Source organism: Chryseobacterium turcicum (assembly GCF_021010565.1).
In the GTDB taxonomy this organism is placed as follows: domain Bacteria; phylum Bacteroidota; class Bacteroidia; order Flavobacteriales; family Weeksellaceae; genus Chryseobacterium; species Chryseobacterium turcicum.
This window is the reverse complement of record NZ_JAJNAY010000002.1, coordinates 455,540-470,235: the sequence shown is the minus strand read 5'-3', so window position 1 is coordinate 470,235 and position 14,696 is coordinate 455,540. Positions and strand designations below refer to the sequence as shown.

The following is a 14,696-nucleotide window of genomic DNA, read 5'->3' as shown; positions in this document are numbered from 1 at the left end:
ATGGATAACATCAATAAGTATCTTCATTTTAATCACGAAGGTAAAAATGTTTATGAAATTGTAAATGAAATGAAGATTAAATATAAATCACCTCTGTTTGCAATCAATAAAATAAGAGAAATATTTCCCAGTCTTCCTTTGGTCGAAGCAAAAGAAATCGTAATTATTGCAACTTCTGATTATAAAAAGTTACATGATTATCAAGGATGTTTCTAAATTTCGAGGAAATGAATAGTTAGATGAATGAAATAAACTCAATCTAAATTATAATAAAAAGGTGGCTAAGTTAATTAGGCCACCTTTTTATTGATTTATTGTTTAATAAGTTTCTTCGTGTAAAAATTATTTTTTTTATCTCGAGCTTTAAGAATATAGATTCCTTTTTCTAAAAAGCTGATATTAACTTTTTTATTTTCTATAGAGAAATCTTTAATAAACCTTCCTTCAATGCTGTAAACGTGAATGTTTACAAAATCATTATTTCCCACTATAGTAATAGTATTTCTTGCAGGATTAGGATAAATGTCAAAGTTCTTATCAATATTCGTTTCATAAGTTGATAAAACCAACAAAGGACAACTAATAGGAACTGGATATAGTTTTGTAACCGTCGTACCGTCACCTAAAACTCCATTAGAATTACTCCCCCAAACCCAAAGTGAATTATCATTTTTTAATGCCATTGAATAGTACATACCTGATGATATAAATTTCCAGTCGTTTTGTGAATTTACGGGGATAGGATTTGCTGTAAAACCATGAAAGGTTCCGTCACCTAGCTCTCCATATCCCCAAGACCATAATGTTCCATCTGTCTTTATCGCAGTTGCATATAAGTATCCTAATTCTAAATCTTTCCAATTATTATCGTTACCAACTTGTATCGGAAATGTTTGATATGGAGCTGCAACAGGAAAATTGAATTTTTCACCCCATTGCCAAAGTGTACCATCAGTTTTAATAGCCGCAGCACGTACATGTCCAGCACTTACAGTTTTCCAGTTGGTATCTACTCCTATTTGTGTAGGGGTGGGATTATTCCATACACCGAATGTTCCGTTACCTAGTTGAGCTCTGTTATTATCTCCCCAAGCCCATAAAGTACCATTGGTTTTTATTGCATAAGAGGTTGAAAGTGCTGTAGCAATAACAGCCCAATTATTATCGCTACCAACTTGTGTAGGGTAATATCTATGTCCTCCTGTCATTCCTAGTTGACCGTTGTAATTGTTTCCCCATGCCCAAAGAGTTCCGTCTTTTTTTAAGGCGAGACTATGGTTGTCATAACATGCAATAGTTTTCCAGTTTGTATCTGTTCCGATTTGCGTGGGAACAGATATGTTTGTATTATTTCCGTTTCCGACTTGTCCCCAAGAGTTCCATCCCCAAGCCCAAAGAGTTCCATTTTTTTTAATAGCTAATACATGGCTTGAGCCATCCATTGCCGCTACTTCTATCCAATCATTTTCATTTCCAATTTGAATTGGTACAGTTGAATCTACGGTGGTTCCATTTCCGAGTTGTCCAAACTCATTTACTCCCCAGCCCCATAATGTTCCGTCATTTTTAATTCCGTAAGAAGTTTTGTATCCGCTTGTGACAGTTTTCCAGCATTGTGAATAGGTTAAAGAACTAATTAAAATAATAAATAAAAAGTAAATTTTTCTCATAGGTTATTAGAATTTTTTTAAAAATACAAAAAATATCTATCTTTGCCCCAGTAAAATTATGACAATACAAAGAGTACATATCAGTTTAAATCTATGCGATTGCCCATCAATAAAGGGGTTGTTCGGATATGAATGCATGGTGTGGAATGAGGCGAAATGTGCTTGCTTTGAAAATTATTTACAATAAACACGTAAAATTTTATCAAAATATAGTGAAAACGCCTCGACATTCGGGGCGTTTTTTGTGTTTTTAGGGCAGAAATTATTTAGAATGAAAAAAAATAATCAGAAAATTGAAATTTATTTAATGCAAAATGAACAATTAATAAGATAAATAAGAGTGATAAATAAACCGATGAGAGACAGTCATTTAGGTAATTAAGATATCTGTAAAGTATTACAGATAAGAATTTTACATCTAAACCTAAGGTGTATCTGTTTGATTTTCAATGGTTTGAATTGAAAATAAATTTGCGAATTCAAAAAAAACATATTTACTTTGCAACCGAAAATTGAAAGCAACTGGTTTTCAGGCTTCAATTAAAAATATTTAAAACAAAAATATAATGAAACATTTACTAAACATATCCAATCAGTATTCAAGTCTACAAGGGCAAGAACCGAAAGGAGCGGTGTGTCTTAATTGTGAATTTGTAAATAAAAGGTGCTTATATAAATGGGTCAGCTAATGTAGCGACACGTCAAAAATATACAGCGCCTCTCAAAAAGAGGCGCTTTTTTTATGGTTTCTTTAGCTTATTTGGTAAAGCGTCGGTTTGTGGCACCGGAGAACAGGGTTCGATTCCCGAAGATACCCAAAGTGATTAAAAGTGAATGGTCAATGGTGAATTTTGTTTCACTAGTGAATTAAAAATAGACCAGCGAAGCGCATTGACGATTCACCATTCTCAAAATTAATATAATCTCATAGCTCAAATGGTTAGAGCACCGGTCTTTTAAACCGGGAGTTGAAAGTTCGATTCTTTCTGGGATTACAAAGATTCATGGAAAATTTTCTGCTCCGACTGTCTCTCGGAAAAGAATTTTGAAGTGAGTCTGAAAACTGGAAAGATAACGGTGGTTGTTTACCCGTCTTGGATGCGGGAGGTTATAGGTTCGAAATGTGAAGCATTCGTAAATGCCTTTAAAAACAATAAAAAGGAACAATGAACAACCCTGTTTTCCAGACAATTTGCTCCATTCGTCTAATGGTTTAGGACAACTGCCTTTCGAGCAGTAAATAAGGGTTCGATTCTCTTATGGAGTGCAAAAGATTTCGTAGCTCAATAGGTTAGAGTATCGGTTTCATAAGCCGAAGGTTGAAGGTTCGAGTCCTTCCGAAATTACAAAATGATTCTGTAGCTCAATGGTAGAGCGCTGGTCTGTTAAACCAGAAGTTGAAAGTTCGAATCTTTCCAGAATCGCAAATAACTAAATGTTAATTTTTTCAAAAGAGAAAAAGAAAAAACTTGTCGAGAGCAGAAGATCTTTACGCCAAAAAAAACACAAAAATATAGACAGGTTTTTTCTTAACTCAAAAAAAAGAGAATTAATAATGATGGTCAATGAATGAGAAAAGTTTTAAACATAATATAAATTTTTAGACAAATAAAGCTTGTCAAAGCGTAGAAGTTCTTATATCAAACAAAAATTAAGACAGGCTTTATTTTAATTAGAGGTTAGTTTAAAAATTACTCATTACTCATAAAATCTGATGGTTCGCCGAAGTGGAAGAGTCGGGGCGGTCTGCAAAACCGTTGCGTAAGCTGAGTGGGTTTGAATCCCATAACCATCTCAAATAACTCAAATGAGATGAGTTCCAAAGGAAAAATAAAAGTTTGTCGAGCGCAGAAGTTCTTACATCAAACTAAAAATAGAGACAGGCTTTGTTTTTCTTTATAAAATTTAGAGTTAAAAGTTAATTGGGAGAATTACTCATTATCAATTACTTATTACCCATAAAAAAGGGAAGTACGCCAAAGTTGGAGAGTCGGGGCAGACTGACATGAGGAACTAATTGAACGATTCCTTAAAAATAAAAAGTAACAGAGTTAAAATCTGTTGCTTCATTGCTGAGTAGGTTCGAACCCTACTACTTCCACCAATATCACTTATAATGTAAAGGAAGCATGCAGGAAATATACTCTTGTTGTTCAGGTTCGAATCCTGATGAATCAACGAATTAATATGTAAATAAAACAAATTTAAAACATGTAGAAAAAATGGAAACGCAACAACAAACATGGCAAAACATGACCGGAAAGATTTTCCGAAATACTATCACAACATTGGTAGAAGAAGCCATCATTCGCGAACAAGCTAATGGACACCGACTAAAAATTTGTGTGGGTTCAGATTCCCACGTTTACGGTAATGCCATCAATTATGCAACAGCAGTAGTTTTTATTCGTGAAGGAAAAGGAGCGTTTACCTTTATCAGAAAAGAAAGAGAAATACAAAATATCAGTATCAAAGAACGAATGTTGAATGAAGTTAATAAGTCTGTAGAAATCGCTTATGCAATTTGTTCTATTCTCGAAATGTATGATGTAGAAATGGAGGTGCACGCAGACATTAACACTGACCCGGATTTTAAATCCAACGTCGCTTTGAAAGACGCAATGGGATATATTTTGGGAATGGGGTATGTGTTTAAAGCAAAACCTTACGCATTCGCAAGTTCCAATTGTGCTGATATGATGGTGTAAAATAGCTGGAAGCGAGATGTAGGAAGCTGGAAGTTTTTAAACCGATATAAACTTCCTGTATCCAGCTTCCATAAAAAAAATTAATTAAAATGTTTTTATACGACAAAGTAATTGTCATAGATATCGAAGCCACATGTTGGGAAAAAGGGCAAACTCCTGAAAATCAAAAAAGAGAAATCATTGAAATTGGAATTTGTAAACTCAATATGTCGGACGGAAATATCGAAGGCAAAAAAAGCTATTTGATAAAACCGACACAATCGGAAGTAAGTGAATATTGTACAAAATTGACAGGAATTACGCCTGAAAAGTTAGAAAAAGAAGGCATTTCTTTTAAAGAAGCCTGTTCAAATATCAAAAACAAATATAATTCATTACGAAGAACATACGCCGGTTATGGTGGATTCGACAAGTTAATTATGGAAAGTCAATGTCAAGAATTTGAGATCAAATTTCCCTTTAGTGAAACGTATCTTGATTTAAAAGTCTTGATAAGTTTAATGACTGGTGAAAAGCCAATTGGACTATTGAAAGAACTTCAGACAAGAAATATAGAATTTGAAGGGAGTAATCATAATGGTGCAGATGACGCTTTTAACACAGCAAAATTATTGTATCAAGTTTTAAAAAAATAAAGTAATGGATATTTTTAGATTAATTCAAGATATAAAAACACATTTGAAACTCAGTTTTGGTGAGGTTGATAAATGGTTTGATAAAAATAATGAAACGTTGAATTTTCAGCCTTCAAACGGAGGTTGGACGGTTCAGCAGATTTTGGAACATATTTATCTCACGAACTTTTATTTGTTGATTCTCATTGAAAAAGGTTCAAGAAAAGCAATGCGGAATTATCTCAATCTTGATTTAAATCTTGAAATAGAAAATTATAGTTTCAATCAGGAAAAGTTTGAAAAAGTAGGCGAGTACGGCGCTTTTGAATGGATAAGACCGGAACACATGGAACCAAAAGGAGAATTAAATTTAAATGAAATCAGAAGTTTAATTTCTCAGCAAAATCATCAATGTTTAAACTATTTAGACTTGATGAAAAACGGTGAAGGTCTACTCTGTAAAACGACAATGACCGTAAATAAGTTAGGGAAAATTAATGTATATGAATACATTTACTTTCTTTCGCTGCATGCTAAGAGACACGTTACTCAGATGAAAAATAATGAATTAAAACTATGAAAATTTAACACTTAAGCTTTTTGTAATTGATAAATTTATTTTGAAAAAGGTCACTTAAGTTTTTGAAAAATCTTTGATTTTCTCTTAGGTGAACTAAATATTTTCAAAGTTGTAAACTAAAAAAACTAAAGTGCTCTTAAGTGTAAAAAATGTGATTAAAATAATAAAAAATTAAAGAAATGATATTTAAAACATATAACTCTATAGAAAATGCTTACCAAACCCGAGTCATCGATCAAATTAGATTACAAGGTTTCTGGGATGAGGTTTTTGTCGTTCAGGAAAAGGTTCACGGTGCTAATTTCTCTTTCTTCACTGACGGAAAAGAAATTAAAATTGCCAAAAGAACTGCTTTCATCGAAAAAGATGAAAAATTCTACAATGCACATCAAATTTTAGAACGTTACAGAACAAAAGTCATCAACGTTTTCGAAAAAATAAAAACCATTCATCCGGATGTAGAAACTGTAGTAATCTACGGAGAATTATTTGGTGGAGGCTACAAACATAAAGAAGTTGAATCGGTAAAAGAAGCGATAAAAGTTCAAAAAGGTGTTGAATATACACCTCAAAATGAATTTTACGCATTCGATATTAAGTTGAATGGAACGACTTATTTGGATACAGATTTGGTTAACCAAATTTTCGAAGATACAGGATTTTTCTATGCAAAAATTTTGTTCCAAGGAACTTTGGAAGAAGTTTTGAAATTCTCAAATGCATTTGATTCTAAAATTCCAGCTTGGTTGGGATTGCCGGAAATTGAAAATAATGTATGCGAAGGAACAATTATTAAAACTTTAAAAACCAAATATTTTGGAAACGGCTCAAGAGTCATTTTGAAAAATAAAAATGAAAAATGGACCGAAAAATCTAAGATGGTAAATAAAGATAAACCTATTCAAAAGGCAGTTTATTTCAGCGAAATAGCTCAAGATATCTGGGATGAAATACAAAAATATGCAACCATAAACCGTTTGAATAATGTTGTCAGTAAAGTTGGTGAGTTCGAACCTAAAATGATAGGTAAAGTTATCGGTCTTTTTGCAAAGGATATTTTAGACGATTTTGAAAAAGACTTCCCGAAAGCTTTCACAACTATAGAAAAAGAAGAGCATAAAAGAATTAACAAGAAATTGAATAATTTGGTCATTGATATGATAAAAGAAGAATTGATGACTGTAAAAATGTAGTTTTAGGAATTATTTACATAAGCTTTTATGTAAATATTATAACAATTGTGAATGTCCGTCTTTAAGCATAACGCTAAAATCAGCAGTCGTTTTGTCATTCCGCAGGAATCTCAACATATTGAAAATAAATTAGTTTAGATTCCTGCGGAATGACAAACAAACTGTTGAAAATTAAGTTGTTATTAATTACGGATATTCATTAACAATTAAAATTAGAAAATGTTTAGCACTTAAGCTGCCTTAAAGTTTAAATATTAATGGTGAAAAGAGCATTTAAGTTCTGCAAAATAATTAATGTTCTATTTTATGAAGATAAGTATCAGGTTGTAAGTCTTTTATCTTTTCTCTATTTTCTTTCATCTACTTAAGTTTTATAAAAATCTTTGATTTTTAATCTTATGTGAACTAAAATATTTTCAAAGTAATAAACTTTAAAAAACGAATGTGCTCTTAAGTGTTAAAAAAACTTTTGTGATTAAATAACAAACAATTAAAAAAATGAAACCAAATATATTTTTTACCGCAGACCATCATTTTGGTCATGAAAATATTATAAAATTCTCCGAAAGACCTTTTGAGTCTTTGGAACACATGAATGAAGAACTTATCAAAAGATGGAATGAAAGGATCGGCGAGAACGATACAGTCTACCATTTGGGCGATATGAGTTTAGGAAAACCAGATTTTACAAAAGAAATTTTGGATCGACTCAATGGAAATATTCATCTCATAAAAGGCAATCACGAAGGTGCGACTTTAACATATCCTAAACGTTTTGCTTTCATCAAAGATTATCACGAATTAAAAATCGATGAACCCGAAAACAGCAATGGTAAACAAAAAATAATTCTTTTTCATTACGCAATGCGCACTTGGAACGGTTCACATAGAGGAGTTTGGCAATTATACGGTCATTCTCACGGTACTTTACCGGATGATGAATTGGCGCTGAGTTTCGATGTCGGGGTAGATTGTCATAATTTCTATCCTGTTTCCTACGAAGAAGTAAAAGAAATCATGAAAAAGAAAAAATGGACACCACCGTTTGCACCTAGAAATTAGAAATACTCCCTTCGGGGAGTTTTTTTGTAATTATTTTTTTACTACGTAAATAGAATGCGTACTCGTGGTTTTATCTTTGCAAAGCTTTAGCAGCAATATCAATTCTTCTTTGGGTATTTCTTCCCGCTTTCTCCTCAAAAATTAATAAAAACAAAAAACGCAGATGAATGAAAATAAATAGAATAAATAGAATAAAAATGATAAAATGAAAACAACAAATCAAATATTAATCGTCGACTTAGAAGCCACATGTTGGGAAAATGACAGAATTCCTGCCGGACAAAAAGTTGATATTATAGAAATAGGAATTTGCGAATTAAACAGAACAACAAAATCAATTTCTAAGAAACAAAGTATTTATGTCATTCCTGAGAGGTCTAAAATCAATAAATTTTGTACAAATCTTACAGGAATTACTCCACAATTAATTGAAGAAAAAGGAATTTATTTCGAAGAAGCCTGTGAGAAAATCAAAGATGAATATCACTCAATACCACTGACCTGGGCCGGTTTTGGGAATTTTGATAAAGAACAGATGATAGAACAGTGTGATTATCTCGGAATAGAAAACCCTTTCTCAGAAAATTATCTGAATGTAATGTATCAATTCAAAAATTATATCGGACATCATAAAATGATGGGTTTAAAAAGAGCCTTACATTATATGAACATGGATTTTGATGGAAACCATCACAGCGGAGCCGACGATGCTTACAATGCTGCCAAAATTTTGAGAGAAATTTTGCAGTCATAACTTGGTTAGGAAGATGGATGATAGAAGTGGGAAGTTTTTTGCAGTGCGAAATTTACTTTCTGCCTCTAGCTTCAGACTTCCAGCCACAAATATTAAATTTTTTAAACAAATGAAAACAACAGACAAAATATTAATTATAGACCTCGAAGCTACGTGTTGGGACGACCGACCGCCGAGAGGCCAAGAAAGTGAAATTATAGAAATCGGCGTTTGTATTATGGATAGAAAAACCGGTAAAATTTCACAAAACGAGGGAATTTTAGTGAAACCTCAATATTCAAAAGTAAGTCCGTTTTGTACGAAACTGACTTCCATTACTCAACAAATGCTGGATGATGATGGGATTTTACTTGAAGATGCTTTGGATATTCTGAGAGAAGATTACGATGCTGAAAATCTTACCTGGGCAAGTTATGGAAACTATGACTTGAGCATGCTCAAACGCCAGACAGAAAAATTGCGTGTAGATTATCCTTTGAGTGACGACCATATTAACGTAAAAACATTATTTGCTCAGTTGCATCCGATAAGAAAAAGTGTCGGGATGGACAGAGCGTTGAAAGAATTGAAATTCCCTTTGGAAGGCACACATCACAGAGGTGTTGACGATGTGAAGAATATTGCGAAAATATTGCATTGGTGTTTGCAGCGGTAGTGTAATAATTTAGCAAATTAAAAATGTAATAATAACTCTCTTTCAAAAAGGGAGTTTTTTATTTTCTCTCTAGCCATTCTTCATAAGAAATCACTCCCAATTCCGGTTTTCCGCCACCTTCCAAAATCGAAATAAATTCCAGTTGATTTCCGTCAGGGTCATTAAAATAAATGGCTAAAGCAGGCATCCAGGCAAAAACCATTGGTTCTTCTATTCCGTCTTTTAAAAAATTATAAGGCTTTAAATTTTTATTTTTCAAAAACTCAACGGAATAATTTAAAATATCTTCTTTATCAGCCGTAAAAGCAAAATGTCTGGTCTGTAAATTTTCTTTTTGCTCCCATAAACCAAGCATTGATTCTTTATTTTTTCCAATCCATAAAAAGGCAATCGGACGGTTTTCATCAAGGTGAGCGAGTTGTAAACCTAAAACTTCTGTATAAAACTGTATAGAAGTTTCTAAGTTGCTTACTTGAATATGAGTTTCGTATAATCCTTTTATCATCGTTTTAATTTTAATTAAAGCAAAGCTAGAAAAGAGATTTTCAAAAAAATTAAATTGTTGATTTCTTTATATAAAATGAATGATAGATAAATATTATTTCAAAAATTATAAAAGTGCCTTTGTCATTCAGAGCGGAACGAAGTGTAGCGTGGAATCTCAACGATTAAAAAACTGCTTAGATTCCTGCGGAAAGACCAACTTTATGATTATATGAGATTTAAAGAAGTATTCAGCAATTAATAAAAAATACAAACTTTTTCATAAAAATTTATGCTACGCAAAAAGACTGCGTAATAGTGCATTTACTTTGCATAAGAAATCAGAGAGGAAGAGATAATCCTCCAAAATGTTTAACAATAAAAAAACAGTAACCATGAAATTTAATTTTTTAAGAAAATCAAATAACGTAGTAACAAATTACGAAGGTGCAAAAGCTTATAAAATGACACCTGCAGAAGAACTATATAGTGCTGTTGTTACAACAGGATTATCAAACGCAAACTATGAAAAAGGAAATGACAGATTGGCGAGAATTCAATCTCTGATTCAAAAAAACGACCCTGAATTTGTTGCGAAATTGGCGGTTTATGCAAGAAAAGATATGTACTTGCGTTCGATTCCATTGGTTTTGACGACCGAATTGGCGAAACAAACTTCGGGTACAGATTTGGTGAGCAAAACTGTTGACGGAGTTATTCAAAGAGCTGATGAAATCACAGAATTGCTAGCGTATTATCAATTGGCAAACGAAAGAACGGATGTTAAAAAACTGAACAGGCTTTCCAAGCAAATCCAAAAAGGTTTGGTGAAATCTTTCAATAAATTTGATGAATACCAGTTCGCAAAATACAACAGAAAAGCAGAAGTTACCTTGAAAGATGCCTTGTTTTTGGTTCACCCAAAAGCAAAAGATGAAAACCAACAGTCTATTTTCAACAAAATAGCTAACGATTCTTTGGAAACTCCATACACTTGGGAAGTTGAGCTTTCAGTGTTGGGTCAGACCAAATTTGCTGATGATGCGGAAAGAAAATCAGCTTTCAAAAACAAATGGGAAGAATTGATTTTCAGCAATAAATTGGGTTATATGGCAACATTGCGAAATCTTAGAAATATCTTGGAAGCCAACGTTTCTTCTGATGCAATGTATAAAATATGCAACTATTTGTCGGATGAAAAAGCCGTAAAAAACTCAAAACAATTGCCATTCAGGTTTTTGGCGGCATATAGAGAATTGAAAACAATCGATTCCCCTTATTTGTCATCAATCCTGGAAGCATTGGAAGATGCGGTAATGGTAAGTGCAAAAAACATCAGAGGTTTTGGTTTCGAAACTTCGGTGGTGATTGCGGCAGATGTTTCAGGTTCTATGCAACAGCCGGTTTCTCCGAAATCAAAGATTTTGTTGTATGATATCGGCTTGTTGATGTCGATGATGTTGCAGTCACAATGTAAAAATGTGATTTCAGGTATGTTTGGTGACCGCTGGAAGAGAGTTCCGATGCCGAAGAACGGTATTTTGAGAAATGTAGATACGTTCTATAAAAGACAAGGTGAAGTGGGTTATTCTACAAACGGTCATTTGGTGCTGGAAGATTTAATCAACAAGCGAGAAATGGTAGATAAAATCATGTTGTTTACCGATACTCAAATGTGGGATACCGGTGGATTTACCAACGCTTTCGAAAATTCTTGGAGCCGATATAAAAAGATTAATCCAAATGCAAAATTGTATCTTTTTGATTTGGCAGGTTACGGAAAACCACCGTTGGATGTCAGAAAAAACGACGTCTATCTTATCGCTGGTTGGTCCGACAAAATTTTCGATGTATTGAATGCTTTAGAAGACCGAAAATCTGCCGTAGAAATGATAAAAAAAGTAGTGCTGTAAAAGGCACTGCTTTAATTAAAATAAATTATAAGTGATAAATGATGAATGATTTTATACTGAATATTACTGTAATTTAGGAGCTTAATCCCGCTTTCCACTATATCTTTTTCTTCAGCGCTTTTTTCAAGCCATTTCAGAAAAAGGATGTCGTTGCAATCGGGGCTAGATTTTAAAATGTTCTGAAATAATTTAAAAGATTTGTCATTCAGAACGAAACGCAGTGAAGTGAAGAATCTCATAAATGTTTTATAGATTGCTTCGTTCCTCACAATGACAAGAAAAAAACAAAATAAATTTAAACTGCGTAAAAAGAATGCGCACTAAAGCAATAATTTTGCTTCAACAAAAAAGAACAACTATGAATTATTATAAATCATTTCTTAAGGGAGCATTGTATTGAGGTTAAATACTCAATACTTATGAAAAAATTAAAGTCATTAAGACAAGCTTTCGGAATCAATGAATGTGGATTAATTGATTTTCCGAAGAAAGTTTCAAACGTAAAAGTTTCCAGAATTTTATATGGGAACGATATGGGATGTTCATGGTGTTTTCCACATGGCTTTGAAACGATTAATTCAAAAGAAACTAAGTTTCAAAGAAATTGGAAAAAATACAGGAAAACCCAATTTAAAATTAAAAAGTAAGTGTCGTAAAACAGAATTTCTTCGTTTAGGGACAGCAATACAGGTTCAAAATACGAAGTATTCGTGAATACCATAAATAGAATATGAAATTCATGAACAATCCTGTTTCCGAACATTTGGAATGGTGTAATGGTATCACTCTGTCAGTAAGTCTCTGTTTGATTTTTTACCTTACTTTAAAATAATCGATGCCGTAAAAAAGAGTTCCTTCGACTTTACATTGAACTAAAAAACTCTTTTTATCAATTGCTCGGTTTTTAAAAATATAAAATAATCAAGTGTCGTAGTGTAAAAATACTTCGTTTCAAATAGGTAACACAGGTTCGAGTCCTGTCTGTAACAAAAAACAGTCGTCTAACAGCGTAGGACTCCTAGAATGTTTACATGAAATTTACCTTGATTTTATAATAAAAGAGTGTCGTAGAAAAGACTTACTTCTTGGTATAATTTTGGTTCGAGTCCAAACAATCTTGCAAAAGATTGGGAAGTCTTTCAATAGGTTGCCTCTTTTTCATTTAAAAATAAAAACAAGTGCCGTAGAAAAATGTTACTTCGCTTATTACGACGGAGACGCGGGTTCGAGTCCCGTCTCTTCCACCAATAAAAGCACAATTTCTATTGGGAGAGTAGCTCAGATGGTTAGAGCACGACTTCATTTTTTGATTATTGCCTTGTTTAAAAAAAATAAAAGTGTCGTAGAGAAAAGATACTTCGTCTCATTGATGGGGAGGAATAGCGAAGTCGGTAACTCCGGCAAGGCTATCCGGTTCGACTCCGGCTTGACGTGCCCCGCTTTTTCTTTTCTTGATTTTTACCTTTTATTACATCTTATCCTTTCCAAAATTCGGAGAGGTTTTTTTATTTAAAAATATTAGAAAACGAACTTATTAAGTGGAAAAACATTATAAATTTTGTGTTTTATTTTCCTTTTGTTCTAGTAATTCAATCCTTTCCAAAATAGCGGAAAGGATATTTTTTTTATCAAAAGAAAGGTATCCTGAAATTTTATAAACTTCTTTTTTAGATTGTTCATCTTTAGAAATTGAAGAGAGGTATTTTAGATTTCCGTTGTCTAAAAATATTAAAGTATCGGGATTTTCTTCTAAAAGAGTTGATTTCATCAGAAACAAAAAGTCTCCTGTCTTATAATTAGGTAAAAGCGATGTGTTTTCCGTGAATTCATAGATTAAATCAATATTTGCTAATGCTTTTTGCAGTGAATTGTTTTCTTGGGTAAAATTGTTTTCAATTGTATGTATGGTGCTTTTACCTTGATGTAAAATAAGTTTTGATTCTTCAGATGTTGTATGGTCTGTTAATTCTTCTGCTTGTAATGGTTCGGTTAAAAATTTATCTAAATCAAGGTTGAAATGATGAACGACAGTGAGTAGTGTTGATATTTTAGGCTCAGACCTTCCTTCTTCATATGCACCTATAACACCTCTGCTTAAATCAAATAAATCTGCGAATGCTTGTTGACTCAAACCTTTTGCTTGTCTTATAGTCTTGATATTGGCTCCAAAAAAACTCATTGTTCCTAATATTTTTTGCAAATGTAAGATTAAATTTCAATTAACATGCTAATAATATTTGCAATTTGATGAATTTTTATTATATTTGTAAACAACCGGTTGTAATTGAGTAAATAAATTAAGTTTTTAAACGAAAGTATTTAAAATGCTTTGTTTAATGTGTTGTTTGTTGTGAATTGATTAATTTAATTAAAATAGATATGACATATCAGGAATTTTTAACTACAGCTTTTTCGCCAGTCAATACGGTTTTAAGTGTGCTGCTGATTTTATCTGTCATTTATTGGCTTTTTACCATTATTACAGGTTTGGATATCGATGTTGGAATTGATGCTGATTTTGATACAGATATAAACAGTCCGGATGGTCATATTCATATTCCGGATGATGCTTCGGGTTGGCTACAGTTTTTAAAATTTCTAAATCTGGATATTGTTCCGATTACTTATTTTCTTACGCTCTCACTTTTGTTAACATGGCTGGGTTCGTTATATGTGGAGTTTCTTTTTTCTTTCGGAATATGGATTTCTGCTTTGCTTGTAATTCCTATGTTTTTGATAAGTATGCTGGTGACTAAATTAATTCTAAAACCCTTGAATCCTTTTTTTAGAGAAATTAATCATAAAGGAGAAATTCCACACGATTTTTTGGGTAGGCAGGGAAGGATGAAATCAACGATTCATGGAGAAAAAACCGGAATGCTTGAAGTTTTTGTAGGAAAAGACCCTATGATTCTGATGGTGAGAAGCAAAGATGGTGAGAAAATCGACCACGGAAAAATAGTATATGTTGTAGATGAAGACCGAGAGAAAAGAATCTACTACGTTGCCGAAGAAATAAAATTTTAATTGAGAAATACTCGCTGACGATACTTATTGAGCTGAA

14 protein-coding genes and 7 tRNA genes are annotated in these 14,696 nt (G+C 32.7%); 18 read left to right on the top strand and 3 right to left on the bottom strand.

Features of this window, described 5'->3' with window-relative positions:
• Window positions 1–216: a hypothetical protein gene (locus LO744_RS16970; protein WP_230671484.1), complete on the top strand. Its 216-nt coding sequence runs from the start codon at window positions 1–3 to the stop codon at window positions 214–216.
• A gap of 95 nt (window positions 217–311) precedes the next feature.
• Here the strand turns inward: LO744_RS16970 and LO744_RS16965 are convergent, their stop codons facing one another.
• Entirely contained in the window at window positions 312–1,670 is a 1,359-nt protein-coding gene (locus LO744_RS16965; RefSeq protein ID WP_230671482.1) for a T9SS type A sorting domain-containing protein, read from the bottom strand.
• Window positions 1,671–2,414: 744 nt separating this feature from the next.
• Between LO744_RS16965 and LO744_RS16960 the strand changes: the two genes are divergently transcribed.
• The 14 genes from LO744_RS16960 to LO744_RS16895 all read left to right on the top strand — a co-directional run bounded on the left by LO744_RS16960 (window position 2,415) and on the right by LO744_RS16895 (window position 9,236).
• Window positions 2,415–2,487 (top strand) — tRNA-His (locus LO744_RS16960).
• A gap of 104 nt (window positions 2,488–2,591) precedes the next feature.
• Window positions 2,592–2,665 (top strand) — tRNA-Lys (locus tag LO744_RS16955).
• Window positions 2,666–2,864: 199 nt separating this feature from the next.
• A tRNA-Glu gene (locus tag LO744_RS16950) sits at window positions 2,865–2,937 on the top strand.
• A gap of 5 nt (window positions 2,938–2,942) precedes the next feature.
• Window positions 2,943–3,016 (top strand) — tRNA-Met (locus LO744_RS16945).
• Window positions 3,017–3,022: 6 nt separating this feature from the next.
• Window positions 3,023–3,094 (top strand) — tRNA-Asn (locus LO744_RS16940).
• A gap of 289 nt (window positions 3,095–3,383) precedes the next feature.
• Window positions 3,384–3,465 (top strand) — tRNA-Cys (locus tag LO744_RS16935).
• Between the two features lie 172 nt (window positions 3,466–3,637).
• A tRNA-OTHER gene (locus LO744_RS16930) sits at window positions 3,638–3,774 on the top strand.
• A gap of 118 nt (window positions 3,775–3,892) precedes the next feature.
• Window positions 3,893–4,378, top strand: coding sequence for a ribonuclease H-like YkuK family protein (locus tag LO744_RS16925; RefSeq protein WP_230671480.1), 486 nt, complete (start codon window positions 3,893–3,895; stop codon window positions 4,376–4,378).
• Window positions 4,379–4,467: 89 nt separating this feature from the next.
• A complete protein-coding gene (locus tag LO744_RS16920) occupies window positions 4,468–5,013 on the top strand; it encodes a 3'-5' exonuclease (RefSeq protein WP_230671479.1) in 546 nt (181 codons plus the stop codon).
• Window positions 5,014–5,017: 4 nt separating this feature from the next.
• Window positions 5,018–5,572, top strand: a complete 555-nt coding sequence (locus tag LO744_RS16915; RefSeq protein ID WP_230671477.1) for a DinB family protein — start codon at window positions 5,018–5,020, stop codon at window positions 5,570–5,572.
• A gap of 179 nt (window positions 5,573–5,751) precedes the next feature.
• Window positions 5,752–6,765 (top strand): RNA ligase, Rnl2 family, encoded by a 1,014-nt coding sequence (locus tag LO744_RS16910; RefSeq protein ID WP_230671475.1) that lies wholly within the window; start codon window positions 5,752–5,754, stop codon window positions 6,763–6,765.
• 498 nt (window positions 6,766–7,263) lie between these two features.
• The gene (locus tag LO744_RS16905; RefSeq protein WP_230671473.1) at window positions 7,264–7,827 is read left to right on the top strand and encodes a metallophosphoesterase family protein; all 564 of its coding nucleotides are present in this window, start codon (window positions 7,264–7,266) and stop codon (window positions 7,825–7,827) included.
• Between the two features lie 205 nt (window positions 7,828–8,032).
• A complete protein-coding gene (locus LO744_RS16900) occupies window positions 8,033–8,581 on the top strand; it encodes a 3'-5' exonuclease (protein WP_230671471.1) in 549 nt (182 codons plus the stop codon).
• A 109-nt stretch (window positions 8,582–8,690) separates the two neighbouring features.
• Entirely contained in the window at window positions 8,691–9,236 is a 546-nt protein-coding gene (locus LO744_RS16895; RefSeq protein WP_230671469.1) for a 3'-5' exonuclease, read from the top strand.
• A 58-nt stretch (window positions 9,237–9,294) separates the two neighbouring features.
• On the opposite strand, the gene LO744_RS16890 is transcribed toward LO744_RS16895, so the two are convergent.
• A complete protein-coding gene (locus LO744_RS16890; protein ID WP_230671467.1) occupies window positions 9,295–9,741 on the bottom strand; it encodes a VOC family protein in 447 nt (148 codons plus the stop codon).
• Window positions 9,742–10,114: 373 nt separating this feature from the next.
• On the opposite strand from LO744_RS16890, the gene LO744_RS16885 reads away from it, so the two are divergent.
• Both LO744_RS16885 and LO744_RS16880 read left to right on the top strand, forming a co-directional pair.
• Window positions 10,115–11,632, top strand: a complete 1,518-nt coding sequence (locus LO744_RS16885; protein WP_230671466.1) for a TROVE domain-containing protein — start codon at window positions 10,115–10,117, stop codon at window positions 11,630–11,632.
• 419 nt (window positions 11,633–12,051) lie between these two features.
• Window positions 12,052–12,279: a phosphate ABC transporter substrate-binding protein gene (locus LO744_RS16880; protein ID WP_230671464.1), complete on the top strand. Its 228-nt coding sequence runs from the start codon at window positions 12,052–12,054 to the stop codon at window positions 12,277–12,279.
• A 902-nt stretch (window positions 12,280–13,181) separates the two neighbouring features.
• Here the strand turns inward: LO744_RS16880 and LO744_RS16875 are convergent.
• Window positions 13,182–13,832: a helix-turn-helix domain-containing protein gene (locus LO744_RS16875; RefSeq protein WP_230671462.1), complete on the bottom strand. Its 651-nt coding sequence runs from the start codon at window positions 13,830–13,832 to the stop codon at window positions 13,182–13,184.
• Between the two features lie 179 nt (window positions 13,833–14,011).
• Between LO744_RS16875 and LO744_RS16870 the strand changes: the two genes are divergently transcribed.
• Window positions 14,012–14,659, top strand: a complete 648-nt coding sequence (locus tag LO744_RS16870; protein WP_230671460.1) for a hypothetical protein — start codon at window positions 14,012–14,014, stop codon at window positions 14,657–14,659.
• The last annotated feature ends 37 nt before the right edge of the window (window positions 14,660–14,696 follow it).